Annotated in this window: 21 protein-coding genes and 1 pseudogene; 9 read left to right on the top strand and 13 right to left on the bottom strand. The window is 68.7% G+C overall.

Features of this window, described 5'->3' with window-relative positions; genetic code table 11:
* Positions 1-141: 141 nt before the first annotated feature.
* Positions 142-918 (top strand): ANTAR domain-containing protein, encoded by a 777-nt coding sequence (locus OG303_RS30785; protein ID WP_405872420.1) that lies wholly within the window; start codon positions 142-144, stop codon positions 916-918.
* 277 nt (positions 919-1,195) lie between these two features.
* Here the strand turns inward: OG303_RS30785 and OG303_RS30780 are convergent, their stop codons facing one another.
* The 5 genes from OG303_RS30780 to OG303_RS30760 all read right to left on the bottom strand — a co-directional run bounded on the left by OG303_RS30780 (position 1,196) and on the right by OG303_RS30760 (position 5,632).
* Complete coding sequence (locus OG303_RS30780; protein WP_405872419.1) at positions 1,196-1,861, bottom strand: class F sortase; 666 nt, start codon at positions 1,859-1,861, stop codon at positions 1,196-1,198.
* 4 nt (positions 1,862-1,865) lie between these two features.
* The gene (locus OG303_RS30775) at positions 1,866-2,480 is read right to left on the bottom strand and encodes a hypothetical protein (protein WP_405872418.1); all 615 of its coding nucleotides are present in this window, start codon (positions 2,478-2,480) and stop codon (positions 1,866-1,868) included.
* 94 nt (positions 2,481-2,574) lie between these two features.
* Complete coding sequence (locus OG303_RS30770; RefSeq protein ID WP_405872416.1) at positions 2,575-3,354, bottom strand: HAD-IIA family hydrolase; 780 nt, start codon at positions 3,352-3,354, stop codon at positions 2,575-2,577.
* Between the two features lie 103 nt (positions 3,355-3,457).
* On the bottom strand, positions 3,458-4,213 hold the full coding sequence (locus tag OG303_RS30765) for a hypothetical protein (protein WP_405877572.1): 756 nt from the start codon (positions 4,211-4,213) through the stop codon (positions 3,458-3,460).
* 186 nt (positions 4,214-4,399) lie between these two features.
* A complete protein-coding gene (locus OG303_RS30760; RefSeq protein ID WP_405877570.1) occupies positions 4,400-5,632 on the bottom strand; it encodes an ROK family protein in 1,233 nt (410 codons plus the stop codon).
* 80 nt (positions 5,633-5,712) lie between these two features.
* Here OG303_RS30760 and OG303_RS30755 point away from each other — a divergent pair, with 80 nt between their 5' ends.
* Both OG303_RS30755 and OG303_RS30750 read left to right on the top strand, forming a co-directional pair.
* The gene (locus OG303_RS30755; protein ID WP_405872415.1) at positions 5,713-6,780 is read left to right on the top strand and encodes a Gfo/Idh/MocA family oxidoreductase; all 1,068 of its coding nucleotides are present in this window, start codon (positions 5,713-5,715) and stop codon (positions 6,778-6,780) included.
* Entirely contained in the window at positions 6,777-7,280 is a 504-nt protein-coding gene (locus OG303_RS30750) for a heme-degrading domain-containing protein (protein ID WP_405872414.1), read from the top strand. Before OG303_RS30755 ends, OG303_RS30750 begins: the two co-directional genes overlap by 4 nt.
* 112 nt (positions 7,281-7,392) lie before the next feature.
* Here OG303_RS30750 and OG303_RS30745 read toward each other — a convergent pair whose 3' ends face one another.
* The 4 genes from OG303_RS30745 to OG303_RS30730 all read right to left on the bottom strand — a co-directional run bounded on the left by OG303_RS30745 (position 7,393) and on the right by OG303_RS30730 (position 10,179).
* On the bottom strand, positions 7,393-8,250 hold the full coding sequence (locus OG303_RS30745) for a fumarylacetoacetate hydrolase family protein (protein ID WP_405872412.1): 858 nt from the start codon (positions 8,248-8,250) through the stop codon (positions 7,393-7,395).
* A 195-nt stretch (positions 8,251-8,445) separates the two neighbouring features.
* Entirely contained in the window at positions 8,446-9,168 is a 723-nt protein-coding gene (locus tag OG303_RS30740) for a YidC/Oxa1 family membrane protein insertase (RefSeq protein WP_405872411.1), read from the bottom strand.
* Positions 9,169-9,257: 89 nt separating this feature from the next.
* Entirely contained in the window at positions 9,258-9,569 is a 312-nt protein-coding gene (locus tag OG303_RS30735; protein WP_405872409.1) for a DUF6412 domain-containing protein, read from the bottom strand.
* A 40-nt stretch (positions 9,570-9,609) separates the two neighbouring features.
* On the bottom strand, positions 9,610-10,179 hold the full coding sequence (locus OG303_RS30730; RefSeq protein WP_405872407.1) for a winged helix-turn-helix transcriptional regulator: 570 nt from the start codon (positions 10,177-10,179) through the stop codon (positions 9,610-9,612).
* Positions 10,180-10,249: 70 nt separating this feature from the next.
* On the opposite strand from OG303_RS30730, the gene OG303_RS30725 reads away from it, so the two are divergent.
* The gene (locus tag OG303_RS30725; protein WP_405872406.1) at positions 10,250-11,671 is read left to right on the top strand and encodes an MFS transporter; all 1,422 of its coding nucleotides are present in this window, start codon (positions 10,250-10,252) and stop codon (positions 11,669-11,671) included.
* Between the two features lie 156 nt (positions 11,672-11,827).
* On the opposite strand, the gene OG303_RS30720 is transcribed toward OG303_RS30725, so the two are convergent.
* Positions 11,828-12,616, bottom strand: a complete 789-nt coding sequence (locus tag OG303_RS30720; protein WP_405872404.1) for a class E sortase — start codon at positions 12,614-12,616, stop codon at positions 11,828-11,830.
* 268 nt (positions 12,617-12,884) lie between these two features.
* Between OG303_RS30720 and OG303_RS30715 the strand changes: the two genes are divergently transcribed.
* From OG303_RS30715 to OG303_RS30700, 4 genes and pseudogenes are all read left to right on the top strand, one after another.
* A complete protein-coding gene (locus tag OG303_RS30715; RefSeq protein ID WP_405872402.1) occupies positions 12,885-14,357 on the top strand; it encodes a beta-1,6-galactanase in 1,473 nt (490 codons plus the stop codon).
* Positions 14,358-14,542: 185 nt separating this feature from the next.
* Positions 14,543-15,790 (top strand): MFS transporter, encoded by a 1,248-nt coding sequence (locus OG303_RS30710; RefSeq protein WP_405872400.1) that lies wholly within the window; start codon positions 14,543-14,545, stop codon positions 15,788-15,790.
* A 110-nt stretch (positions 15,791-15,900) separates the two neighbouring features.
* Positions 15,901-16,911, top strand: coding sequence for an SEC-C domain-containing protein (locus OG303_RS30705; RefSeq protein WP_405872399.1), 1,011 nt, complete (start codon positions 15,901-15,903; stop codon positions 16,909-16,911).
* Between the two features lie 374 nt (positions 16,912-17,285).
* Positions 17,286-18,492, top strand: a pseudogene (locus tag OG303_RS30700) (DUF3427 domain-containing protein); the annotation flags it as partial.
* Here the strand turns inward: OG303_RS30700 and OG303_RS30695 are convergent.
* Together OG303_RS30695 and OG303_RS30690 are read right to left on the bottom strand one after the other, a co-directional pair.
* On the bottom strand, positions 18,489-19,268 hold the full coding sequence (locus tag OG303_RS30695; RefSeq protein WP_405872397.1) for a hypothetical protein: 780 nt from the start codon (positions 19,266-19,268) through the stop codon (positions 18,489-18,491). The pseudogene OG303_RS30700 and the gene OG303_RS30695 overlap by 4 nt on opposite strands.
* Positions 19,269-20,462, bottom strand: a complete 1,194-nt coding sequence (locus OG303_RS30690; protein ID WP_405872395.1) for a DUF262 domain-containing protein — start codon at positions 20,460-20,462, stop codon at positions 19,269-19,271.
* 470 nt (positions 20,463-20,932) lie between these two features.
* Here OG303_RS30690 and OG303_RS30685 point away from each other — a divergent pair, with 470 nt between their 5' ends.
* A complete protein-coding gene (locus tag OG303_RS30685) occupies positions 20,933-21,595 on the top strand; it encodes an HAD family hydrolase (RefSeq protein ID WP_405872394.1) in 663 nt (220 codons plus the stop codon).
* On the opposite strand, the gene OG303_RS30680 is transcribed toward OG303_RS30685, so the two are convergent.
* On the bottom strand, positions 21,576-22,850 hold the full coding sequence (locus tag OG303_RS30680; RefSeq protein ID WP_405872392.1) for a transcriptional regulator: 1,275 nt from the start codon (positions 22,848-22,850) through the stop codon (positions 21,576-21,578). The genes OG303_RS30685 and OG303_RS30680 overlap by 20 nt on opposite strands.
* Between the last annotated feature and the right edge of the window lie 152 nt (positions 22,851-23,002).

Genomic DNA, 23,002 nt, shown 5'->3' with positions numbered 1-23,002 from the left:
TCCAAGTGCCAATCCTGACATACGCCCCGCGGCGCCCACGAGATCGCCCGAGCCTTGTCGGTGAGCTGTTACAGCACGATGGTTGGGGCAGGCGCACATCTGGGCAAAGGCGTGCGGCAGGGGGAAGGGGAGTGCGCGGTCATGCACCACAGCACCCGGGAACTCCGGCTGGCAACGGCACTGGTGGCAGCGGCCGACACCCTCGCCGAGGGCTTCGACGCCACGGCCCACCTCCGGCGCGTGGCCGATCACTGCGTGGAGCTGCTGGCCGCGCGGGCGGTCGGGATCATGCTCATCGACGACGGCCGGACGGTGTCGATGGCGGGCAGCAGCCGGCAGGAGGAGGTGGCGCTCGACCTGCTCGCGGCCCAGCACGGCGGCGGCCCCTGCCTCGAGAGCTACGGTTCCGGCAAGCCGGTCCCGCCCGTCTCGATCCGGGTGGCCCACGCGGACGCCCGCTGGCCGGACTTCACCGAGCGGGCCCTCGGACACGACATCGCGGGGACCTTCGCGGTCCCGCTGCGCCGCCGCGAGACGCTGCTCGGCGCCCTCAACGTGTTCGTGCCGACCCTGCCGAACGGCTCCCCGCACGGCTACGGGTCCGACGTACTGGTGGCCCAGGCCCTCGCCGACGCCACGGCCGTCGGGCTGCAGAACCACCGCTCGTACACGCAATACCGCACTCTGGCACGGCAGTTGCAGGAAGCGCTCTCCAGCCGGGTCAGCATCGAGCAGGCCAAGGGCATGCTCGCCGAGCGCTGGGGCGTCGGGGCCGACCAGGCGTTCGTGGCGCTGAGGCAGTACGCGCGGCGGCGCCAACTGCCGCTGGACCGGGTCGCGCAGACGGTGATCGAGCGGGTGGCGGACGACGCCGAGCTGCGCCGGGAGGCACCGGGCCCGTCCGGAAGGCCATCGTAGAACCCGAATTCACCAGCGCGTATGACGGAGAGCCACCGTAACGGAACCTGGCGTCATTCAGCCCCTAGGCTCCAACGCTCATCCGAACTAGAGTCTACTCAGACGGCCCCAGCCCCCGGCCCGTCATACCACTGTGGACCCCTGAACCTCCCGCGCCGGTCGCCGGGTTACTCCCGCAGCTCGTGCGCCCGCGGTTGAGGACCAGCCCGGTCGGCGGCTCCGGGGGGAGCAGGCCGTCGACCGGGCCAGGTGCGGATGGGGCCCGGTGGGGGTGGGTTCAGAGACCGCTTCCGGTGAGGTATGCCGAGACGATCACGTTCGCCGTGTAGGTGTGGCTGGCGCGGTCGAAGGTGCCCCCGCAGGTGATCAGCCGCAGCTCCGCGCGGCCCGCCCGGTGCTGTCCGTAGGCCTGCCGGGCGTCGAAGCGGTCGCGGCCCTGGACCTGGACGTCGTCGACGGTGAACTCGGCGACCCTGCCGTCGTCGCGGATCACACGGATCGTCTCGCCGGGCCGCAGCACGCTCAGCTTGTAGAAGACGGCGGGCCGGGTCTCGGTGTCGACATGCCCCACCATCAGCGCGGCCCCCGCGGCCCCGGGCCTGACGCCGGCCGCGTACCAGCCGACGACGCCCGCCTGGTCGAAGGGCGGCGGATCGACCGCCCCCTGCCCGTCGAGACCGCGGGCCACCACGGGCGCCTGGACGCCCAGCTCGGGAATGTCGATGCGCAGCGGCAGCGCGGGCCCCAACGGGCGTGCCGCGGGCGGCAGTTCCGCGTCCGGCGGCCGTCCGGCCGCCGCCATGTCGCCGGTGGTGGGTGCCGCTACGCCCTGCCGTACGTCCGTCACCTGCCGCCCCCACAGCCACAGCCCGAGCAGCAACACCACCCAGGCCAGGCCCATCAGGAGGCGTCCGGAGCCGGAGGAACGCTCGTGGTCGGACATCGGGTCAGTCCCGTCCGCGGCCCCGGCGCGCGCTCAGCAGCGCCACAGCGGCCGCGGCGACACCCGCGAGAACGAGCCCGGTGACCGCCTGCCCCGTACCGGGCCCGGCCCCACGGACGTCCACGGAGGCGAAGTGCGCGGTACCACCACCGCCCGCGTGGACGGGGGCGACGGGGGACGCCGGGGTGTCGGATAGGGCAGAGGTCTGCGAGTGCGACTGCGACTGAGACGGCTGGTGGGACTCCGACTGCGGCCGGGACTCCGACTGCTGCGACTGCTCGGACTGCGATACGACGGTGATCTTGCTCTGGATCACGAACTCGGCGCAGCTGATCTTCACCTCGTAGGAGCCGGGCTGGGCCGAGGCGCGGACCCGGCTGTCCCCGGCGAGGGTGCCGTCGGCGCCCGCGAGCTGTACGTCCGCGACGAACGCGGTGGACGCGGCGGTGGCCGTCCTCGCGGAGCACCCGGTCACCCGGAGCGCGATGTCGGCGCCCGGGGCGGGGGACGACGGGGTCACCGAGACACCGCCTCCGCTCCCGTCCGCCGCGTGCGCCGCCGGGGTGAGGGCGCAGGCGGCCAGGAGCCCTGTGCAGAGAGTGAGACGTAGTGAGCCCATCGTGAAAACCTCCAGATACCTGGAGGCTCCCCCTCGGGCAGGGGCCCCGCATCCGCAGCGAGGCCTCACTGCTCCATATGGGTCACGAACGGTTTCAGATCCGGTCGACGAGGTCCGCGATCGAGTCGACGACCTTGGACGGCCGGTACGGGAAGTCCTCGACCTGCTCGGGCCGGGTCAGCCCCGTGAGCACCAGGAACGTCTGCATCCCGGCCTCCATGCCGGCCAGCACGTCGGTGTCCATGCGGTCGCCGATCATCGCGCTGGTCTCGGAGTGCGCCCCGATGGCGTTGAGCCCGGTCCGCATCATCAGCGGGTTCGGCTTGCCCGCGAAGTACGGCTTCTTGCCGGTCGCCTTGGTGATCAGCGCGGCGACGGCTCCGGTCGCGGGCAGCGGGCCCTCGGTGGAGGGCCCGGTCTCGTCGGGGTTGGTGGCGATGAAGCGGGCGCCGCCCTGGATGAGCCGTACGGCCTTGGTCATGGCCTCGAAGGAGTACGTCCGCGTCTCGCCGAGCACGACGTAGTCCGGCTCGTGGTCCGTGAGGATGTACCCGATGTCGTGCAGCGCGGTGGTCAGCCCCGCCTCGCCGATGACGTACGCCGAGCCGCCGGGCCGCTGGTCGTCCAGGAACTGGGCGGTGGCGAGCGCCGAGGTCCAGATGGCCTCGACCGGCACGTCGAGCCCCATGCGCCGCAGCCGGGCGTGCAGGTCGCGCGGGGTGTAGATCGAGTTGTTGGTGAGGACCAGGAAAGGCCGGCCGGACTCGCGCAACTTCTTGAGGAAGGCGTCGGCGCCGGGGATCGGCACGCCCTCGTGGATGAGCACACCGTCCATGTCGGTGAGCCACGACTCGATGGGCCTGCGTTCTGCCATGTGCGGGATCTCCTGCCGTACGCATGTACGCGATGCTGCGTGGGCCCAGCCTAAACACTGCCCGGATCTTGGGGGAATGGCCGAGATCCTGATCGGCGCCGGTTCAGCCGCGCCTCCGTGACCGCGACCTCCGGGCCAGCAGCAGCGCGCCCGCGGTGACGAGGAGGGCGGCGAGCGCCGCGAGGGCTCCACCGGGGGTGCCGAGGCCGGTGCTGGCGAGCTCGTCGGCGAAGGGGAGGCCCTGGTCGCGGCCGGGTGGGGTGGGACCGGGACTGGTACCCGTGCTCGCACCGGTCTCGGGCTCGGAGGCCGGGTCGTCCGTGACGCGGAAGGAGTAGTCGTTCGACTGCCCGACCCAGTCGCCGTCGTCCTTGTGGCGCTGGACGACGGCGGCGTTGGCGGTGACCTCGTTGGGTACGGCGTCCGAGGTGAACGCCAGGCGGACCTTCACGGTGACCGTCTTCTTGGGGCCGACGGTGAAGCCGGGAAAGCCGTCGTCGAAGGCGCCGACGAGCTCGTCCTCGTCGGTGGTCGTGAAGCGGACGGGGAGCGGGTGGGCCCCGTCGTAGAAATCCAGGCGGGGCTGCGAGGGCTTCAGCGCCCTCTTGCCGTCGAAGAGCACCACGACCGGGTGGATGCTTCCACAGGTCCGGGTGGTGGTGTTGGTGAGGTCCAGATACCAGGTGCCGTATCCGCCGCCGGGTTCGTAGGCCTCGGGGCCGTCGTGGATGCGGGTGGTGAGGGGGAAGCGGCGGTCGTCCGGTGCGGCGCAGGCGGGTCTGGGCGCCGCGTGCGCGGGAGGCGCGGGGAGAAGGGCGGCTGCTGCAAGGCAGAAGGACAAAGGCGTGCACAGTCGCATGGACACGTGACCCTGCCGGGTGCGGGCGGGCGCGGGGCGGTGCCGCTCCGTACGGCCTCTCAAGTCCGCTCGATCAGCGCACGCGCGCGTACTTCATGGTGTCTCCTGCGTGCCTTCTGCATGCCTTCTGTTTTCGTGCACCTCTCCTACATCTCTCCTGCGTCTCTGCTGCATGCGCGCGTGCAGTCATCCGTCGGCCCGTCCGAAGAGCGGTGCCAGCAGTAGTTGCGCCGCGCCTTGTGCGACCTCCCGTCCGCCGCCGGGGGCGACCCGTACCGGTACCGGGTCCTCGCCCACGCGCCGGGCACGTTCGTCGAGGACGGCTGCCACGCCCTGTACGAAGGCCTCGGGGGCGGTGGCCACGGTGCGGCCGCCGAGCAGTACCAGGTCGATGTCGAGCAGCCCGGCCAGGTTCGCGGCGCCGGCACCGAGCACCCGCGCCGCCTCGGCGACGTCGCCCCGTGCCACCGCCCCCAGGCACAGCGCCTCGACGCAGCCGCGGTTCCCGCAGCCGCAGGGCGGCCCGTCCAGCAGGATGACCTGGTGCCCGAACTCGCCCGCGCCGGTCCGTACACCCCGGTGCACGGTCCCGCCGATGACGAGTCCGGCGCCGAGCCCCGTACCGAGATACAGGTAGGCGAAGGACCCGCCCTCGCCCGCTACGGCCAGCCCGAGCGCGGCCGCGTTGGTGTCCTTGTCGACGACGACCGGCACCCCGAGCCGCCGCGCGAGCGCGTCCCGCAGCGGGAAGCCGTCCCACTCGGGAAACCCGGTGACGCGGTGCAGGACACCCCGGGTGTGGTCGAGGGGACCGGGGAGCGCGACACCGACGCCTAGGAGGGAGGCGGTGCCGGTGCCGGGGCCGCGGGAGGAGCCGGTGCCGGTATCGAGGAGGGAGCCGGTGCCGGCAGGGGCGTTCAGGAGCTGGGGTGCGTCGGCCGCCGAACCCGCCCCCCGCAGCGCCCGCCCCACCAACCCCTCCACCTCCCGCGCGACCGCCCCCACCACGGCGTCCGCGCCCGACCCCAGGTCCAGCGAGGTGCGCAGCTCCCCCACCACGGCACCCGTCAGGTCGACCACGACCGCGCGCAGTTCGTCCCGGTCCAGGTGGACGCCGACCGCGTGTGCCGCCTCGGGCACGAGCCGCAGCACCGTGCGCGGTTTCCCGCCGGTCGAGGCGCGGCGGCCGGCCTCCGTCGCGAGTCCGTCGGCCCGCAGCCGTGCGGTGATCTTGCTGACGGCCTGCGGGGTCAGCCCGGTCCGCTCGGCGAGTTCGAGCCGGCTGATGCCTTCGGCGGCAGCCGTGCGCAGGAGGTCGAGGACGAGCGCCATGTTGTGGCTGCGCAGAGCGGGCAGGTTCGCGCCGGCGGGCGGTCCGGGCACCCTCGCCCGCCCGGTTCCCGTTCCCGCCGCTGCCACTGCCGCTTCGTTCGTCCTGTCCACGCCGCCATTCTCCCCCGCGCTTGCACTTTGGCAACAGCGTTGCGAAAGTGGAGGACATGACTCGTACTCCTCTCCGTGTGGGCCTCGTCGGCTACGGCCTCGCGGGCTCCGTCTTCCACGCCCCGCTGATCGCCGCCACCGAGGGCCTCGTCCTCGACACGGTGGTCACCTCGAACCCGGAGCGGCAGGAGCAGGCCCGCGCCGAGTTCCCGGACGTGCGGGTCGCGGCGAGCCCCGACGAGCTGTTCGACCGCGCCGCCGAGCTGGACCTGATCGTGATCGCGTCCCCGAACAAGACGCACGTCCCGCTCGCGACGGCCGCCCTCAAGGCCGGCCTCCCGGTCGTCGTCGACAAGCCCGTGGCGGGCACCGCGGCCGAGGCGCGCGAGCTCGCGGCGCTGGCCGAGGAGCGCGGTCTCCTCCTCTCCGTCTTCCAGAACCGCCGCTGGGACAACGACTTCCTGACCCTCCGAAAGCTGCTGGCCGAGGGCGAGTTGGGCGACGTATGGCGCTTCGAGTCGCGCTTCGAACGCTGGCGTCCCCAACTCAAGGGCGGCTGGCGGGAGTCCGGCGCCCCGGAAGAGATCGGAGGTCTCCTCTACGACCTCGGAAGCCACGTCGTCGACCAGGCGCTGGTGCTCTTCGGCCCGGCCGTCACCGTCTACGCCGAGTCGGACGTCCGCCGTCCGGGCGCGGAGGCGGACGACGACACGTTCTTCGCGATCACGCACGCGAACGGCGTCCGCTCCCACCTCTACGTCTCCGCCACGACGGCCCAACTCGGCCCGCGCTTCCGGGTGCTGGGCTCGCGGGCGGGGTACGTCAAGTACGGCCTCGACCCCCAGGAGGCGGCCCTGCGCGAGGGCGAGCGCCCCGGGCCCGACTGGGGGCTGGAGCCCGAGTCGCTGTGGGGCCGGGTGGGCGCCGGCGAGGCCCCTCCGACCGGCGGCGGCCGCCCCGAACCCACCCTCCCCGGCGACTATCCGGCCTACTATGCGGCCGTGACCAGGGCTCTCAACGACGACGGTCCCAACCCGGTGACCGCCCTCGAAGCGGCCGCCGCCCTCGACGTGCTCGAGGCGGCCCGCCGTTCGGCCCGCGACTCAGTGGCGGTGACGCTGTGACGCACAACACCGAGATCACTCCCAAGTTCCACCCGGAGATCACTCCGCCGCTGGAGGAACTGGAGGCCCAGGAACGCCACTTGGTCTTCCGCCAGTTCACCTACGAGGACGCCTGGGCCCTGGGCTCCCTCCTGGTCGAACTGGCCCGGGAACGCGGGGCCCCGCTGGCCATCGACATCCACCGCGCGGGCCAGCAGCTCTTCCACGCCGCGCTGCCGGGTTCGACGCCCGACAACGACGCCTGGATCGCCCGCAAGCGCCGGGTCGTCGAGCGCTACGGCGCCTCCTCCTACCTGGTGGGCACCCGCTTCCGCGCCAAGGGCACGACGTTCGAGGAGTCCTCCCGCCTGGACCCCGACACCTACGCGGCCCACGGCGGCTCGTTCCCGATCAACGTTGAGGGCGTGGGCGTGATCGGCACGGTGACGGTGAGCGGACTGCCCCAACTCCAGGACCACAGGTTCGTCGTGGAGGCGCTGGAGGAGTTCCTCAAGCGTTGAGGTAAGCGCCCCACAGGAGCGGCCCCGCAGGGGCGCGGGGAACTGCGCGACCAGCCACAGACGGTTCGCAGACGACGAACCGCGCAGTTCCCCGGCTTTCCCAGCGGAGCGTCTACGCGTCCTTGAATTCCTGCCGTTGGCGGCCGAGCCCCTCGATCTCGAGCTCCACAACATCCCCGGCCCGAAGGAACGGCTTCGGCTCGGGCTGCCCCAGCGCAACCCCCGCAGGCGTCCCGGTGTTGATGACATCACCGGGATACAGCGTCATGAACTGGCTGACGTACCGCACGACTTCGGCCACGGGGAAGATCTGCTCGGCGGTCGTCCCGTCCTGCTTCAGCTCGCCGTTGACCCACAGCTTCAGGGACAGATTCTGCGGATCGGCGACCTCGTCCGCCGTCACCAGCCACGGCCCGAGCGGGTTGAACGTCTCGCAGTTCTTCCCCTTGTCCCAGGTGCCGCCCCGCTCGATCTGGAACTCCCGCTCGGACACGTCGTGCGCCACCGCATAGCCGGCGACATGCGCGAGCGCCTCCTCAGCGGACTCCACGTACCGGGCCGTACGCCCGATGACGACTGCCAGCTCGACCTCCCAGTCGGTCTTCTCCGACTTGCGGGGCACCAGCACGGTGTCGTTCGGCCCGATGACGGTGTCCGCGGCCTTGAAGAAGATCACCGGCTCGGCGGGCGGCTCGGCCCCGGTCTCGCGGGCGTGGTCGTGGTAGTTCAGCCCGATGCACACGACCTTGCCGATCCGCGCGAGGGGCGGTCCGACGCGCAACCCGGTCGCGTCCAGTTCGGGCAGCTCCCGGGCGTCCGCGGCCGTGCGGATCCGCTCCAGCGCCGCATCGTCGGCGAGCAGCGCTCCGTCGATGTCCGGGACGACACCGGAGAGGTCCCGCAGAACCCCGTCGGCGTCGAGCAGCGCGGGCGTCTCCGCTCCCGTCGTACCGACTCGCAGCAGCTTCATGATCACAATCTCCCTCGATCGCGGGCTGTCGACCGACGGGTGCAGCCATCGGATGACTGGTCGATCCTCCAAGTTCGACGTCCAGTCCGCAATACCCGGTTCACGGACTGGACCGTAACCACCGGCCGGGGCCACCGCCGGGGCCCGCGGCTCAGGAGCGGAGCACGGCCGGCTCAGGAGCGGAGCAGGACCGGCTCAGGAGTAGAGCGCCGCCCGTTCGACGGCACTCCACGTCGTACTGGTCACGACGTACAGCGCGGCCGCCAGGGGCACCACCGCCACCGTGAAGAGCGTGAAGAAGGACATGAACGGCATGACCTTGCTGACCGCCCCGAGCCCCGGCACCTGCTCCCCGTCGGCCACCGGAACCGGATTGTTGGTGGCCATCATCCGCTTCGTACGGCGATAGTTGAAGGCGGCGACGACCGCGACGACGGCGAACAGTCCGAGGTACACGAGCCCGGCGCCCCCGAACATCCCGCCGCCACCGAGCGCGTCCGCCCATCGCCCGCCCAGCGGTGCGGCGAACAGCTGATGGGTGAGCAGTTCGTTCGCCTGCCCGCCGACGCTCGTGTTCGAGAACAGGTGGTAGAGCAGGAAGAACGCCGGCATCTGGAACAGCGACGGCAGGCATCCCGACACCGGCGACACCTTCTCCTCGGCGTGCAGCTCCAGCACCGCCTCCTTGAGCTTCTCGGGGTCCTTCTTGTGCGTCTTCCGCAGCTCGGCGATCTTCGGCTGCAGCGCGGTGCGGGCCTTCTGCCCCTTCGCGGCGGCCCGGGACAGGGGATGCACGAGCAGTCGTACGAGAGCGGTGAACAGGACGATCGCGGCAGCCGCCGCCGAGGCGCCGAACAGCGGATGGAGCAGGTCGGCGAAGTGCTCCACCAAATTGGCGAACACGGAGAAAACGGACATGGGTGAGCCCTCCGGGGGTCTCGTCGTGCCGGTACCGGGACATGCGGCATGACGACCCGCGCGGGGTCACGTACGTGTGAGGGTGTGCCCTACGCGACGGTCGCCGGAAGGACGGATCCGGGCGCTCGGGGCCGGGTGCGCCCCTTGGCGTCGGGGTCGCGTTGCGGCAGGAAGGCCGTACGGCGGGCGCGGTCGCGGATGGCTGTACGCACCCGGGTGGGCGGCACGGCGGGCGCGCAGCGCGCGGCGACCAGCGCGCACGCGGCGAGCGCGGAGCCGGCCGCGGCGGTGGCGGCGAGGGCGACGGTGGCCGTGATGCTGCCGGTGTCGAGCAGCGCGATCTGGAGGAGCAGGAGGAGAAGCACGGCGGCGGGCCGCAGGGATGCACGACTGCGGATCATGCCCCCACCCCCCTTACTCGCCCTACTCGGCCGACTTGCCCTACTCGACTGACTCGGCCGACTCGCGTGCCGTTGCTGTCAGTTGTACAGGATCCGTCTCGACGGGCTGCAACAGCCTCCTGGGCTTGAGCAGTGCCCGGCTCACCGGATCCGCCGGGTCGGGGCTGAGCCCGGGCCCCGGCTCCATGAGAACGTCCTCGACGGGTACGACGGTTCCGCAGGCGGGGCATTCGCCGTACGGCCCGAGTTCGGTGCCGCAGTCGGCGTGCCGGAAGTAGCGCAGCTGGGTCTCGTGGAAGTGCTCGCGGCCCCAGAGGCCGAGGGAGCGAAGGGTCGGCCACAGGGCGATGCCGCGCTCGGTGATGACGTACTCGTCCCGCGGCGGCGACTCCTGGTACCGCCGCTTCTCGAGGATTCCCTCCGCCGTCAGCATCTGGAGGCGGGCGGCGAGGACCGCGCGCGGGATGCCGAGGTGGACGAGGAAGTCGTTGTAGCGGCGGACGCCGTAGAGCGCGTCGCGCACGACGAGCAGCGTCCACCGCTCGCCGACGATCTCCAGGGCGCGAGCCATGGAGCACTCCTGTGTCGCGTAGTCCTTGCCCAGTGCCATGCCGTCCACTGTAACCATTTTTCGCGGCCTTGGTTCAATGACCGAACCTACAGGTGTTACGGTACGGGGCATGACTAGGTTCAATGACCGAACTCTTACCCGGGTCGACGCTCCTTCCGCGTCGCCCAGCAAGCAGGCACCCCACGCGGAGGCGCCCCCGCATCCCCGGGCCACCCTCGCCCTGACCAGCGCGGCGACGGCCGTGACGCTGATGACCTACACCGCCCCGGTGGTCACCCTCCGCGACACCGCCGCCGCGCTGCACACCTCCGTCTCCGCGCAGGCGTGGCTCATCAACGGCACTCCGCTCGGCCTGGCCGCCGTCCTCCTGGTCGCCGGCAGCCTGGCCGACGACTTCGGCCGCCGCCGGATCTTCCTGATCGGCACCCTCGCTCTGGGCATCACCACGGTCCTGGGTGCGCTGGCCTCCTCCACCCTTCTCTTCACGCTGGCCCGTGTCGCACAGGGCGCGGCGAGCGCGGCGATCCTGGCGAGCAGCCTGGGCCTGATCGTCCACGCGTTCCCGACCCCACGCGGCCGGCTGCACGCGACCGGCGTGTGGGGCGCGTTCGTGAGCGGCGGCATCGCGCTGGGCCCGCTGGTGGCGGGCGCGATGTCCGACTGGCGGACCGGATACGGCGTCCTGGGCGCGGCCGCGCTGCTCGTGGCGGCCCTGTCGACGCGGACGTTGACGGAGTCCCGCTCCCCGAGAGGCGGCCGCCCCGACATCCTGGGCGCCCTGACCTTCGGCCTGGCGCTGGTCTCGCTGGTCGCCGCCCTGACCCTGGGCCGTGACGGCTGGCTGCGCGCCGAGGTGGGCCTGCTGTTCCTGGCGGCCGTGGTGCTGGTGGCCGTGTTCGTGCTGGTGGAACACCGGACGCGGACCCCGATGATCGACCTGAGCCTGCTGCGCCGACCCGGCTTCCTGGCCTCCTCCGCCGGCGGCCTGTTCACGGGCCTCGCGGTGATCGGCCTCTTCAGCTTCCTGCCCGTCCTGTTCCAGCAGGTGCTCGGCCTCTCCCCGATGGACACGGCCTGGCTCTTCCTCCTCTGGTCGGGCCTGTCCTTCACGGTCGCCCTGCAGGCCAAGCGCCTGGCGGGCCGCGTCCCGCCCCGCCACCAACTGGCCGTGGGCTTCGCCCTCCACGCCGCCGGCGTCCTGACGATGCTCGGCGCGATCGACTCCGGCTCCTGGCACCGCCTCCTGCCCGGCCTGATCCTGGGCGGCATCGGCAGCGGCCTCCTGAACGCGGCCCTGCCCCTCCTCTCGGTGGAATCGGTACCGGCGGCCCGCGCGGCCATGGGCTCGGGCGCCCAGCAGACCTTCCGCTACATCGGCTCGTGCGCCGGCGTGGCCCTGACGATCGCGATCGTCACGTCGTCGAGTGGCGGCCTGGGGCACGGGGCGAACATCGCACTGGCGGTTTCGGCCGGGCTGGCCGTGGTGGCGGCGGGGGCGGTGTTGGGGTTGCGGGAGCGGGCGCGGGCGTGACTCGACAGGGCATAGGCCCATCGAGGACGCATGCTCGTCTTGAGCCGCACGGTCATCCGGCACGCATGCCCGACTTGAGGCGCACGATCATCCGATACGCATGCCCGACCTGATGCGCACGATCATCCGGCCCGAATGCTCATCGAGGAGGCACGCTCATCGGGGGCGCATCGACACGAGCTTGCCCCACACCACCAACCGATACCGGGACGTGTACTCCGGGGTGCAGGTCGTCAGCGTGATGTAGTACCCGGGCTCGCTGTATCCGTAGCCCGGTTTGACGGTGGAGCGCGGGACCGGCCGTATCACTCCCGAGTCGCGGGCCGAGGTCTGCGGCAGGGTCTTGTCGACGGAGTACGTGTACGTCGCGTTCTTCGTCTCCACCTGTACCACGTCCTTCGCCCGCAGCCGGTTGATGTACCGGAAGGGCTCGCCGTGTGTGTTGCGGTGGCCGGCCAGGGCGAAGTTGCCTGCCTGGCCCGGCTGTTGGGTGCCGCGGTAGTGGCCGACGTAGCCCTTGTTGAGGACGTTCTGCTTGCTGACGCCCTCGGCGACGGGGACGCGGAGGCCGAGGCGCGGGATGGTGAGGACGGCGTACGCCCGGGACCAGTTGGGGCGTGACTGGCGGGCGGTGGTGGTCTGTTGGCGGGTGCCGCTGCCGGTGTTGGTGTTGGTGGACGGGTGCTGGGTCGCTGACGGGGTGGACGTGTCGCCGGAGTCGGCGTTGTCGCCGGCGGTTCCTCCGTTGCCCCACTGCCGCTCCAGGGCCTCGACCTTGCGCTCGGCCCCGCGCCGGGCCTCCCGGTTGGTCCACCACAGTTGGTGGACGACGAGGAGCAGCAGTACGACCCCTACGGTGACGAGGAGTTCGCCCCCGCTCCACAGCGCGCGCCGACGCCGGGCCGACCGCCGCCGGGTGCTGTGCTGCACGACGGGAACCCGCATCCGTACGCCTCCTCGACCGGCACCGAGCCGCCCGCACGATAAGGGGCGGGCCTTCAAGTCACCAGGCCCGTGCACGTCGCGGCCGGTCACACGGCCCTGTTCGGGACTTCGTACATAGGTTTTAGAAAGGGCTGTCGCAACCCTCGACAACCCCACACGCCACACCCGATGCTTCGACGTGGCATGAACGGGACCAGGCCACCACGCCGAGTTCGACGCCGGTTTCAGGGACCGGCGTCCGGTCGTCGAGTGAAGCGGAGAAGCAGCCATGATCCGACGCAGAACCCTCCTGACCGCGGCCGGCGGCACCCTCCTCGGCGGCGCCCTGGCGACCGGCACCGCACGCGCCGACGCCACGATCGCCGTCAACCCGGGGACCTCGTACGGCACTTGGGAGGGCTGGGGCACCTCCCTGGCCTGGTGGGCCAACGTGTTCGGCGCGCGGGACGACTTCGCCGACATCTTCTTCACCACCAAGTCGACGACGTACAACGGCACTTCACTCCCCGGCCTCGGCCTGAACATCGCCCGCTACAACGTGGGCGCGTGCAGCTCGAACAGCGTGGACGGCGAGAGCATGGTCGCCTCCGCCAACATCCCCGCCTTCAAGCAGATCGAGGGCTACTGGCAGGACTGGAACAACGAGGACCCGACCTCCTCGGCCTGGGACTGGACGGCGGACGCGACCCAGCGCGCGATGCTGGTGAAGGCCGTGAACCGCGGCGCCACCACCGAGCTCTTCGCCAACTCCCCCATGTGGTGGATGTGTTCCAACCACAACCCCTCCGGTGCCTCCGGCGGCGGCAACAACCTCCAGACCTGGAACTACCGCCAGCACGCCTCCCACCTCGCCGCCGTGGCCCTGTACGCCAAGAACAACTGGGGCGTGAATTTCTCGACGGTGGAGGCCTTCAACGAGCCCAGCTCCAGCTGGTGGACGGCGACCGGCACCCAGGAGGGCTGCCACATGGACGCCACCGTCCAGACGGCCGTACTCCCCTACGTCCGCAGCGAGTTGGACAAGCGGGGCCTGACGAGCACCAAGATCTCCGCGTCCGACGAGACGAGCTACGACCTGGCCCGTACGACGTGGAACTCCTTCTCGTCGACGACCAAGGGCTATGTGAACCGCGTGAACGTCCACGGCTACCAGGGCTCGGGCGGCCGCCGCGACCTCCTCTACACGGACGTGGTGACGACGGCCGGCAAGGCCCTGTGGAACTCCGAGACCGGCGACAACGACGGCACGGGCTACACCCTGGCCTTCAACCTCCTCTACGACTTCATGTGGCTCCACCCCACCGCCTGGGTCTACTGGCAGGTCATGGACCCGTCCTCGAACTGGGCGATGATCGCGTACGACGCGGACACCCTCGCGGCGGGCGCGGTCCAGAAGAAGTACTACGTGATGGCGCAGTTCAGCCGCCACATCCGCCCGGGCATGAAGATCCTCAACACGGGCGTGAGCAACGCGGTGGCGGCCTACGACTCGTCGGCGAAGCGTCTGGTGATCGTGGCGCTGAACACCTCCACGTCCGCCCAGACCTTCACCTTCAATCTCTCCAACTTCACGACGGTGACGGGTGGTTCGGGTGGCCTGGTCCCGCGCTGGAACACGGTGACGACCGGCGGTGACCTGTACAAGGCGTACTCGGACACGTACCTGAGCGGGAAGTCGGTGGCGGTGTCGGTCGCGGGGAAGGCGGTGCAGACGTTGCAGATCGATGGGGTGACGATCTGACACCGGAGCAATCCGGCATCGAGCGGCAGGTCCCGCACGTTTCGCAGGACCCGCCGGTCCTGCACGTTTCGCAGGTCCCGGAGGACCCGCAGAATCCGCAGGTCCCGCAGGTCCGGCAGGTCCGGCAGGTCCGAGATGCGACCGGCTCGCCCACCCCGCCGACCCCGCCCGCGCCCGCCGGGCGGATGCCGGCCGGGCTGGTCGCGCTCGCGCTCGGCGGTTTCGGGATCGGCCTGACCGAGTTCGTGATCGCCGGGCTGCTTCCGCAGGTGGGCCGGGACCTCGCCGTGTCCGAGGCCGCGGCGGGGTGGCTGATCTCCGGGTACGCCCTGACCGTCGCGGTCGGCGCGATCGCGGTGACCGCCGCGACGGCCGGCCTGCCCCGCAAACCGGTCCTCACCGCGCTGGTGGTGCTGTTCGTCCTCGGCAACCTCCTGTCCGCCCTCGCGCCGAACTACCCGGTGATGATGCTCGGACGCGTCGTCGCCGCCCTGTGCCACGGCTCGTTCTTCGGCATCGGCTCCCTGGTCGCCCGCCGCATGGTCGCCCCGGAGCGGGCGTCCAGGGCGGTGGCGGTGATGTTCGCCGGACTGACGGTCGCGAACGTGCTGGGCGTGCCGTTCGGCGCCCTCGTCGGCGAACGCTGGGGCTGGCGCGCCACGTTCTGGGCGATCACCGGGATCGGCATCGTCGCCGTGGTCGCGATTGCGGTGCTGGTGCCGGGGTGGGCGGGGGCGGTCGAGGGCGGAGCGGGGAAGGCCGGAGCGGGGGACGGGGCGGAAGGTGCGGTGGCAGTTGGGATGACAGGCGGGGTGGCCGGCGGGACGGCCGGCGGGACGGCCGGCGGGTTGCCTGCCCAAATACGCGCCATGCGTTCCCGCCAGGTGTGGCTGACCCTCGCCGCGACCGCTCTCAGCTACGGCGGGATGTTCGGCGCGTTCAGCTACCTCGCCTACACCTTCACCGAGGTCACCGGATTCTCCGACACGGACGTGGCCTGGCTGCTCGTGGTCTACGGCTGCGGCCTGGTCCTCGGCAACATCGCCGGGGGCCGAGGCGCGGACCGCAACCGGGACCTCACCCTGATCGTCTCCCTGGCTGCCCTGGCCGCCACACTAGCCGCGTTCGGCCTGCTGGCGAGCAGCCCCACGGCATCCGTGATCCTGGTCTTCCTCACCGGCCTGTTCGGCTTCGCCCCGGTCCCCGGTCTGATCACCCGGGTCACCGACCACGCCCACGGAGTCCCGCTGGCCGCCGGCGCCAACGTATCGGCGTCGAACGTCGGCAACGCACTGGGAGCCTGGCTGGGCGGCCTGGCCATCAGCGCGGGCCTCGGGTACACGGCCCCGCTGTACGTCGGGGCCGGCATCGTCCTGGCCGGGCTGGCGACGATGCTGCTCGCGGCGCACGGATCATCCAGAAAAATCCCGTAATGCCCCACAACACCCCGCAGTACACGCCCGCGACCGGCCCCTCCCCCGATCCCACCCTTTGACCAGCACATACCTCTTCTTCGTCACGGATGGGCAGTACGGTTTCCCTCATGCGCCCCGACACGCCTGCCGAGAACGTCGACCACACCGCCGAAGCGGCCCGCCTCGAGCGGACCGCCGGCCTGTACCCCGAGGATGCCGAGGCCCTGCTCCTCCAAGCCGCGGCCCACCTGGAACTGGCCGGCGACCGCGCCGCCGCGTCCACGCTCTACGACCGCCTGCTCTCCTCCGCGGACGGCCTGGAGAACCCCTATCTGGTACGAGCCCTGAAGGCCTCGAACCTCTGGGAGTACGGCCACGAGGCCGAGGCCCGCGCGATCATCGACGGCGTCCGGGCAGCATCCCCGCGAGACCCGGCCCCCTGGGTGATCGTGGCGGAGGCACTGGAATCCCACGACGAGCTGGAGGCGGCCCAGGAGACGTTCACGGAAGGAGCGCGTGTCCTTCTGACGGACGTGGACGAGCCCCCGTACTCGACGCACCCGCTGCTCTTCGGCCGCCACAGGGTGAGGCGCATGCTGGGCGTCGCCCACGACGAGTGGGACACGGTGGCAGACCTGCTGCACTCGTCCCCCGTCTCCCTGGACGAGCTCCACGACCCGAAGCGGGTGTGGTCCCTCGGCTCGGACAACCCGGCGGAACTGGCGGCGGAGATCTCCCGCCTACGAGCGGAACTGGGCACGTTCCGCGAGGCGTTGTCCCGCCCCTTCCCGGTAGCGGTCCTGCACTGGCCGGCGGGCGAACTGGCGGAACTGATGGCCGCATATCCCTCACTGGCGGCCGAGTACCCCTCGCACGAGGAGCACCTCACGACGATAGAGGGGTCGCTCCGGGAACTGGCGGCGAGCGGAACGGCGAACCTGGGGATCGTGACGGGGACGGTGCCGTCGTACGAGGCGTTCGCGGCGTCGGAGGGGGCTTCGCCGGGCGAGGCAGAGCTGTTGCCGCAGTATGCGACCACGTTGGCGGCTCGGGGGCGGGCGGTGGAGTGGCCGCCGCAGCGGGGGGTTGTTTGTTGGTGTGGGTCGGGGCGGGGTTATGAGGGGTGCCACGGGGCGTAAGGGGCCTTGCCGAATCACCCCCATCCAGCGAAAGCCGCTGAACCGACCCCGCGTGCGTCGAACCGCTGGTGCGCGCCCCCAACCCCGGCCGACAACTCAGCCGACGTCCTTCCCAACTGCCCCGGCCCCTACGGCAACCGCGCGACACACGGTGCTATTCGGCTCTCCCACGCAGCTCAGGCCAGCTTCCACTCGAGGCTGCCTGTCTGAAAACGATCACCTTTCAACAGGTGAGCTTCGATTGTCAGCGACTGCTGTTAAAACAGATCCATATCGGCACGAAGGATCGCGCCCGAGAACTAAGAGGGATCGAAGGAGCAGTCGTGGCGGAATCGGGGGAGCTGGCACAGCCGGTCGAAGGCGTCTACGAGCAACTCATCCTCCAACAGTTGGGGCGCGGGCTGCGCCGCACGCCGAACAAACTGGTGCTGACGGTGCTCGACTTCATCGGCCAACACCGGGCGGAGTTCCGTTTCGAGGAGCAGTTCCGGGCTCTGACCAACCTCTCCCGAAACCGCCTGGTCAACAGCATCGAGCGAGACTTTCCCCAGTTGCCGTCCGGCTGCCAGATCATCCTTGAAGGCAAGTCCAAGGACCTCGTGCTGGACAACATCCGCACACAGATCAAGGCAACCGTCCAGTCCCTGGCCAAGGAAGTCAGGGTCTTCAATACGCCGACCCTCGCCGACTACCTCATGGAGAGCCACCGCGAAATCAAGGAGTTGTACAAGTCGAGCAACTCGTGGACGTCCGTCCTGCGCCGCTCCGGCCTGGCCGACCTGCCTGAACAGGCAGGCGAGGAAGACCTGTTGAAGCGCGTGCAAGCGTTCCTGCATGTTGACGACCTCGAGCGCGCTGGGGCGTATGCCCGTCTGCTGAGCGATGGCGCGCCGGCGTACGAGGCTCTGAACCCGAGAGACAGAACGTACGCGCGCATGCCCTTCTTCAACCTCTGGGACAAGGCCGGCGGTTTTGGCTCCTACTCGCAAGGACTTGAATCACTCCGCGAGCAACGAGCCTTCCGTTGCGAACTGCAGCAGGTACTCGACCACGTGATGGGCCAAGCCGACCACTTCCCCATTCCTCTGGATGGCCCGCACGCGCACCTCCCCTGAAGATTCATAGCGCGTACAACAACGCTCAGAGATCCTGGCCGTGCTTGGCGTCGCTCGCCTCGGCGGGCAGATGCCTGGCTCCTTCGCGCAGGGCGTCCTGTGAGACGAGCCGAACCAGACGGACGCACTGCTGATCACTCTGGAGAAGAACGAGAAGGACTTCTCCCCCACCGTCCGGTACAAGGACTACGCGTTGAGCCCTTCTCTCTTCCACTGGGAGTCACAGAGCACGACCGCAGATACCGCGCCCACCGGTCTGCGCTATCAACAGCACGCCCAACGCGGCAGCCATGTGCTGCTGTTCATGCGGCGCTACAAGGACACCGACATCGGCAAGGCTCAACCTTGGATGCCGCTCGGCCCTGCGACCTATGTCCGGCACAGCAAACCCATGGCCATCACCTGGCAACTGCATCGTGAGCTGCCAGCAGATGTGTGGTCGTACTCGGCCATCACTGCGAGCTAATCAAGCGCCATCGTCAGAGATCGATCCAGAAGGTCTCGCAATTCTGAAAGGGAATCCCTCGCGGCGATCCACCTATCCCACGCGTCGCCAACAGACATCTGCTGATAGATCGGGCTGGGGAGGCTCTGGTAAGGATATTTTCCAGCAGTCGTCGATCGGTGCGCCGCTTCACCTCGCCCTGCGGCCAAGCTTCGAAGTGCCGCAATCAGGCTTGAGCACTCTTCCCGCACCAATCCCTTACTGAAGCCTAGAGGCTCAAGCAGACGATACAGGTCCTTGTCAGATATCCCATGGCTAGCGCCAACGATATCGTCTCGATACCAGTTACTAACACGCCCGATCAGGGTCTTCCTGTTCAGGATGGGAACGTCGTCGACGTCGAATCTCTTCGCCTTCCCACCCTCCGGCTTCATCTTCCTCACCTGAGCCGGAGTGGCGTAGAAGTCGACGAAGTACCCTTGCCCCTCAAGCATATTCCCAATGTTTCTCCGAAAATGAATAGTGAGGGCGTGGAGGCAGTGATGCTGCATCGCCTTGTCATCATCCTGCGCCCAACGGGCCAGGTATTCCAGACATTGGGTCTCTACGAACTCCTCTAGTTCGGAGCTACAGAGAATAAGGAAGGCCCTGACTCGAACACGGACATCATCAAAGTACTCATCCGTCATATCGACTGGGTCAGGCGCAATTCCACCATCCCTGGTGAGCATGCGCAGTTCCCGAGCGACGGCATTGACGTTTGATTCAAGCGAGGAAACCGCATTCCACTCAGCCACCTAGGACACCTCAGACAGCGCGATAACGCTACCCGGCAGATCTGCTTGGATTCCAGACATGACCTGGAGGCGTTGCCCCCAGGCGTTAAATCGAGTCTTCACGGCGAGCGGCGTCTTCGTTGTGCTGCTGACGGCATCAACAAAATCGCGATCCTCTTCACAGAGGAGCTGGAACTCGGCCTTCACTTCGTCAGCATGACTCAACTGCCACTGCCTAAGCTCCGCATTGACCAAGAAGTGAATCTGAACATCAAAGATCGCCCTATTGAAGGAGCGCTCAAATCGACCACGCGTGTATTTCCTGCACACGTCGTCGCCAAAAATCTCCCTGGCCGCGTCAATGGCAGCATCCAGCGCGTCGGCCGCCTTGCGAACCTTCCCGCCTGAATCAGCATCCCAAGACGCCGTGAGGATCCTTGCCGTCCCATCTAGGAAATTCTTCAGGTTCCCCTCGTAAGGTTGAACACCAAAATGAAACGCCATGAACCTGAGGAGTAGTTCCGCGTCCACCATGCGCCGATCAGGCTTACTCTTGTTCAAGAGCGACCTCAACGCGAGACTGGCACCAGAGCGCTCGTCCACAAAGTACATGAATTTGCCCGGGAAGAGCGCCTGCCGCAACTCTTGCGGCGAAAGTTTTAGACTTCCAGAATTGAGGCGATAAAAGACAGTGTACAGGAAGTCCTGACTGTGCCACTTTCGCAGCAATACGGCCCTGATTGTGGCATTCTCAAACCTGACAGCCTCGACTGGGTAGCCATCCTGCATCTCGTCATAAGTTATGCCGTTTAGCTTCTTGGTTTCCATCAGGCCAGTGAGCTTCAGCCGCTCAGGTAGCCACTCGACGTCTCTCGGGTCAGCCGGATCCGCACAGAATTGCCGAATGGCGAGAAGACGCTGCTTACCGTCGATAACCATATATCGGCCGGGCGTATTCTGGTCTTCTGCTAGAACAATTTGCGGAACCGGGTAGCGCTGAACCAACGACTCTATGTACCTGGACTTGGCAACCTTGGTCCACGCGTCACGCCGCTGGAAGCTCGGGTTGAGGTCGATGCGGCCCTTGCGCATCTGACTCACGACAGTCTCGACTGTCCAGTCGACCGTCGTCGTTGCGGCCTCGTCATCGTCCCAAGTGGACAGGTCCTGCTCGTCCTCGCCGGACTCGTCGACGTATTCGTCCAAGTCAGTCATGCCGTGGAGTGTATAGGCCACAGGTTTGCTGCTGTCACTGATCCACAGGAACGATCCACAGGTGGCCATAATTCAACGTCCCGCTCCGGTTCCGTCAAGAGCGGAGGGGCCATCCAGCCGTCCGCGGCGGGATGTTGAGGTCTCGGCAACCGTCGGCAGGCGGCCATCGTGGCGGGATCGCTACCTCAGCCGCGAAGTGCATCTGAGCCCTGTCCACGGCTTCGTCTGCATCGAGCCCCTGAGCCCGAAGCCAGTGAAGGAGGTCCGTGATGGCGTCGATCGTCACTGCCTCTGTTGGACAGCGGTCAACAGGATCGCTCCTGTCGCCACCGGGGCGCCCGCGCCTCATTGCAGCTCCGGGGTGGGGCCAAGCGGGCCCCATGAGGAAAATTAGTGGATTTGCCTCATCCGGCGGCGGCAAACCCAGGTGGGGCGGCCCAGCACTGTTCCTACCCCGATAGCCTGCCGCCATGATGCGCGCAGTCGTGTTCGACGTCGGCGAATGCCTAGTGAACGAAACCCGTGAGTACGGAACCTGGGCCGACTGGCTGGGTGTGCCCCGGCACACCTTCCACGCGATGTTCGGGGCCGTCATCGCCCAGGGGCGTGACTATCGGGAGACCTTCCAGGAGTTCCGGCCAGGGTTCGACCTCTACAAGGAACGTGAGAAGCGGGCCGCCGCCGGGCAGCCCGAGACGTTCGGCGAAGAAGACCTGTACGCGGATGTCCGTCCGGCTCTTGCCGAGCTCCGGGCCGACGAGTTGTGGCTGGGGATCGCGGGCAACCAGACCGTACGGGCGGGCGGGATCCTGCGGGCACTCTTCTCCGACGACGTCGACCTGATCGGTACGTCGGACGACTGGGATGCCAGCAAGCCTGATCCCGAGTTCTTCAAGCGGGTCGCCGCTGCCGTCCCCTTCAAGGCCGGCGAGATCCTCTACGTCGGCGATCGGTGCGACAACGACATCCGACCGGCCCGAGAGGCCGGCATGCTGACCGCGCTCGTGCGTCGCGGACCTTGGGCCACCATCCAGTGGAACAGCCCTGATGCCAAGGAAATGCCGACGTTCCGAGTGGACAGCCTTCTCGAACTTCCCAAGTCAATCCGCGAGTTCAACGGCTCAGCACACTAACGGTCGTCGACCAGTCGTAGAGGCGGTCGTCTAGGTCGCGGACGCAACGCTCGTGCTGATGAGGAGTAAGCGCGCGGCGGACCTCTCGTACGCGGTCCATGCCGGTGGCGTACCACGTGATGGCGAGTTGATCGAGGGCTTGGCCTGCGTACTTGCAGGCCTGCTCCGGGTTTCCGGCCGCTGCCTCGACGGCTGCCAAGTCGCCGTAAACGACACTGCGTTGTTTGTCCTCGCCGGGCGACATCCCGCCCAAGACACCAAGCAGAGTCTCGCGGGCCTGCGGGAAGTGGCCAGCGATCATCTGTGTGTTTCCCTTGAATGCCGCCAGACGGGCCGGTGAGAACCAGTCCATCCACTCGGGTGAGGGGTGTTCGTTACCGGCTGTGAGGATGTCCTCCGCGTGCCCGATCAAATGCAGTGCGGTTCGGGTGTTGCCACAGCGGGTTTCGCACTCGGCTTCCACTGCGTCCAACCACGCGAGGAACTCGGCGGATGCAGGGGCGCGGCGTGCATAGGTGCGGGCCGCAATCATTCGTTCCAGTGCCGCGTCACGATCGCCGACCCAGCCAGGCAGGAACGCCATGTGCGCGATGATCGCCGAGCCGAGCAGTGAGTTGTCGGCTTCGCCCGCGGCCTGCAGAGCCAGGAGAAGGGTGTCGCCGGCCGTGCTCGGCTCCCGGAGGTCGAAGAACTCGATCCGGCCTGCGAGGAGATACGACTCCCCCAGCGCGGCCGCGATCGTACGACGGGTGGAGTCCGTTGTCTCCGGAAGCAGGGCACAGCCCAGCGTCGCGTGTGCGATGACAGCTGGATGCAGCTTGGTCGGAGCCACGGACCAGTAGAGCCGACGATGGGAACGGGTCACGGCTTCGAAGTCCGTGCCTGCCGTGGATGGTTGTGGCTTGGCAACAGCTCGGCCGGGTACCGTCGCCGGCCCGATGGCGGCGGTGCCACCCGCGACGAGTGTGCGTCGGGTGTGATCGGGCTTGGGACTGTCGGCACCCCATGGAGGAGTGAAGCCGAGTGACTCCATGGTCTGGCCCAGCAGGTGTACGAGCACTCGCTGGCAGTCAGGTTGCGGCCAGGGAGGATTGTCCGACTCCCAGCGCCGGACCTGCCGTACCCCGACCGACAGGCCGCGAATACCCATCCGCTGTGCGTTCTTGGTCAGGGCATCCGCAAGGTCCTGCTGCGAGTTGAAACCGGCAGCTACACGGGCGGCCTTGAGCCGGATGTTGCCTGCGGGCCGAGGCACGGACACCTCCTGATACGGCGACTACTCGAACCGTCTCACAGTAAGTCCGCTGTGGTGTCCTCCACCACCCCTACGGTGCCAACAAGGCCCTGTAGAAGTCCTCTTGGAGGCCTTTGAAAGTCCTAGAAGTGGCATTGCTGGTGCTGGACGCT

It is taken from the genome of Streptomyces sp. NBC_00005 (assembly GCF_045160215.1).
In the GTDB taxonomy this organism is placed as follows: Bacteria; Actinomycetota; Actinomycetes; order Streptomycetales; family Streptomycetaceae; genus Streptomyces.
Note: the sequence above shows the minus strand (reverse complement) of the source record. Positions and strands in the feature narration are given on the sequence as shown.

Excerpts from the sequence above, each read along its gene's own strand:
- OG303_RS30785 (WP_405872420.1), top strand. The coding sequence starts at position 142 with ATGCACCACAGCACCCGGGAACTCCGGCTGGCAACGGCACTGGTGGCA.
- OG303_RS30780 (WP_405872419.1), bottom strand. The coding sequence starts at position 1,861 with ATGTCCGACCACGAGCGTTCCTCCGGCTCCGGACGCCTCCTGATGGGC.
- OG303_RS30775 (WP_405872418.1), bottom strand. The coding sequence starts at position 2,480 with ATGGGCTCACTACGTCTCACTCTCTGCACAGGGCTCCTGGCCGCCTGC.
- OG303_RS30770 (WP_405872416.1), bottom strand. The coding sequence starts at position 3,354 with ATGGCAGAACGCAGGCCCATCGAGTCGTGGCTCACCGACATGGACGGT.
- OG303_RS30765 (WP_405877572.1), bottom strand. The coding sequence starts at position 4,213 with ATGCGACTGTGCACGCCTTTGTCCTTCTGCCTTGCAGCAGCCGCCCTT.
- OG303_RS30755 (WP_405872415.1), top strand. The coding sequence starts at position 5,713 with ATGACTCGTACTCCTCTCCGTGTGGGCCTCGTCGGCTACGGCCTCGCG.
- OG303_RS30745 (WP_405872412.1), bottom strand. The coding sequence starts at position 8,250 with ATGAAGCTGCTGCGAGTCGGTACGACGGGAGCGGAGACGCCCGCGCTG.
- OG303_RS30740 (WP_405872411.1), bottom strand. The coding sequence starts at position 9,168 with ATGTCCGTTTTCTCCGTGTTCGCCAATTTGGTGGAGCACTTCGCCGAC.
- OG303_RS30735 (WP_405872409.1), bottom strand. The coding sequence starts at position 9,569 with ATGATCCGCAGTCGTGCATCCCTGCGGCCCGCCGCCGTGCTTCTCCTC.
- OG303_RS30730 (WP_405872407.1), bottom strand. The coding sequence starts at position 10,179 with ATGGCACTGGGCAAGGACTACGCGACACAGGAGTGCTCCATGGCTCGC.
- OG303_RS30725 (WP_405872406.1), top strand. The coding sequence starts at position 10,250 with ATGACTAGGTTCAATGACCGAACTCTTACCCGGGTCGACGCTCCTTCC.
- OG303_RS30720 (WP_405872404.1), bottom strand. The coding sequence starts at position 12,616 with ATGCGGGTTCCCGTCGTGCAGCACAGCACCCGGCGGCGGTCGGCCCGG.
- OG303_RS30715 (WP_405872402.1), top strand. The coding sequence starts at position 12,885 with ATGATCCGACGCAGAACCCTCCTGACCGCGGCCGGCGGCACCCTCCTC.
- OG303_RS30710 (WP_405872400.1), top strand. The coding sequence starts at position 14,543 with ATGCCGGCCGGGCTGGTCGCGCTCGCGCTCGGCGGTTTCGGGATCGGC.
- OG303_RS30705 (WP_405872399.1), top strand. The coding sequence starts at position 15,901 with ATGCGCCCCGACACGCCTGCCGAGAACGTCGACCACACCGCCGAAGCG.
- OG303_RS30690 (WP_405872395.1), bottom strand. The coding sequence starts at position 20,462 with ATGACTGACTTGGACGAATACGTCGACGAGTCCGGCGAGGACGAGCAG.
- OG303_RS30685 (WP_405872394.1), top strand. The coding sequence starts at position 20,933 with ATGATGCGCGCAGTCGTGTTCGACGTCGGCGAATGCCTAGTGAACGAA.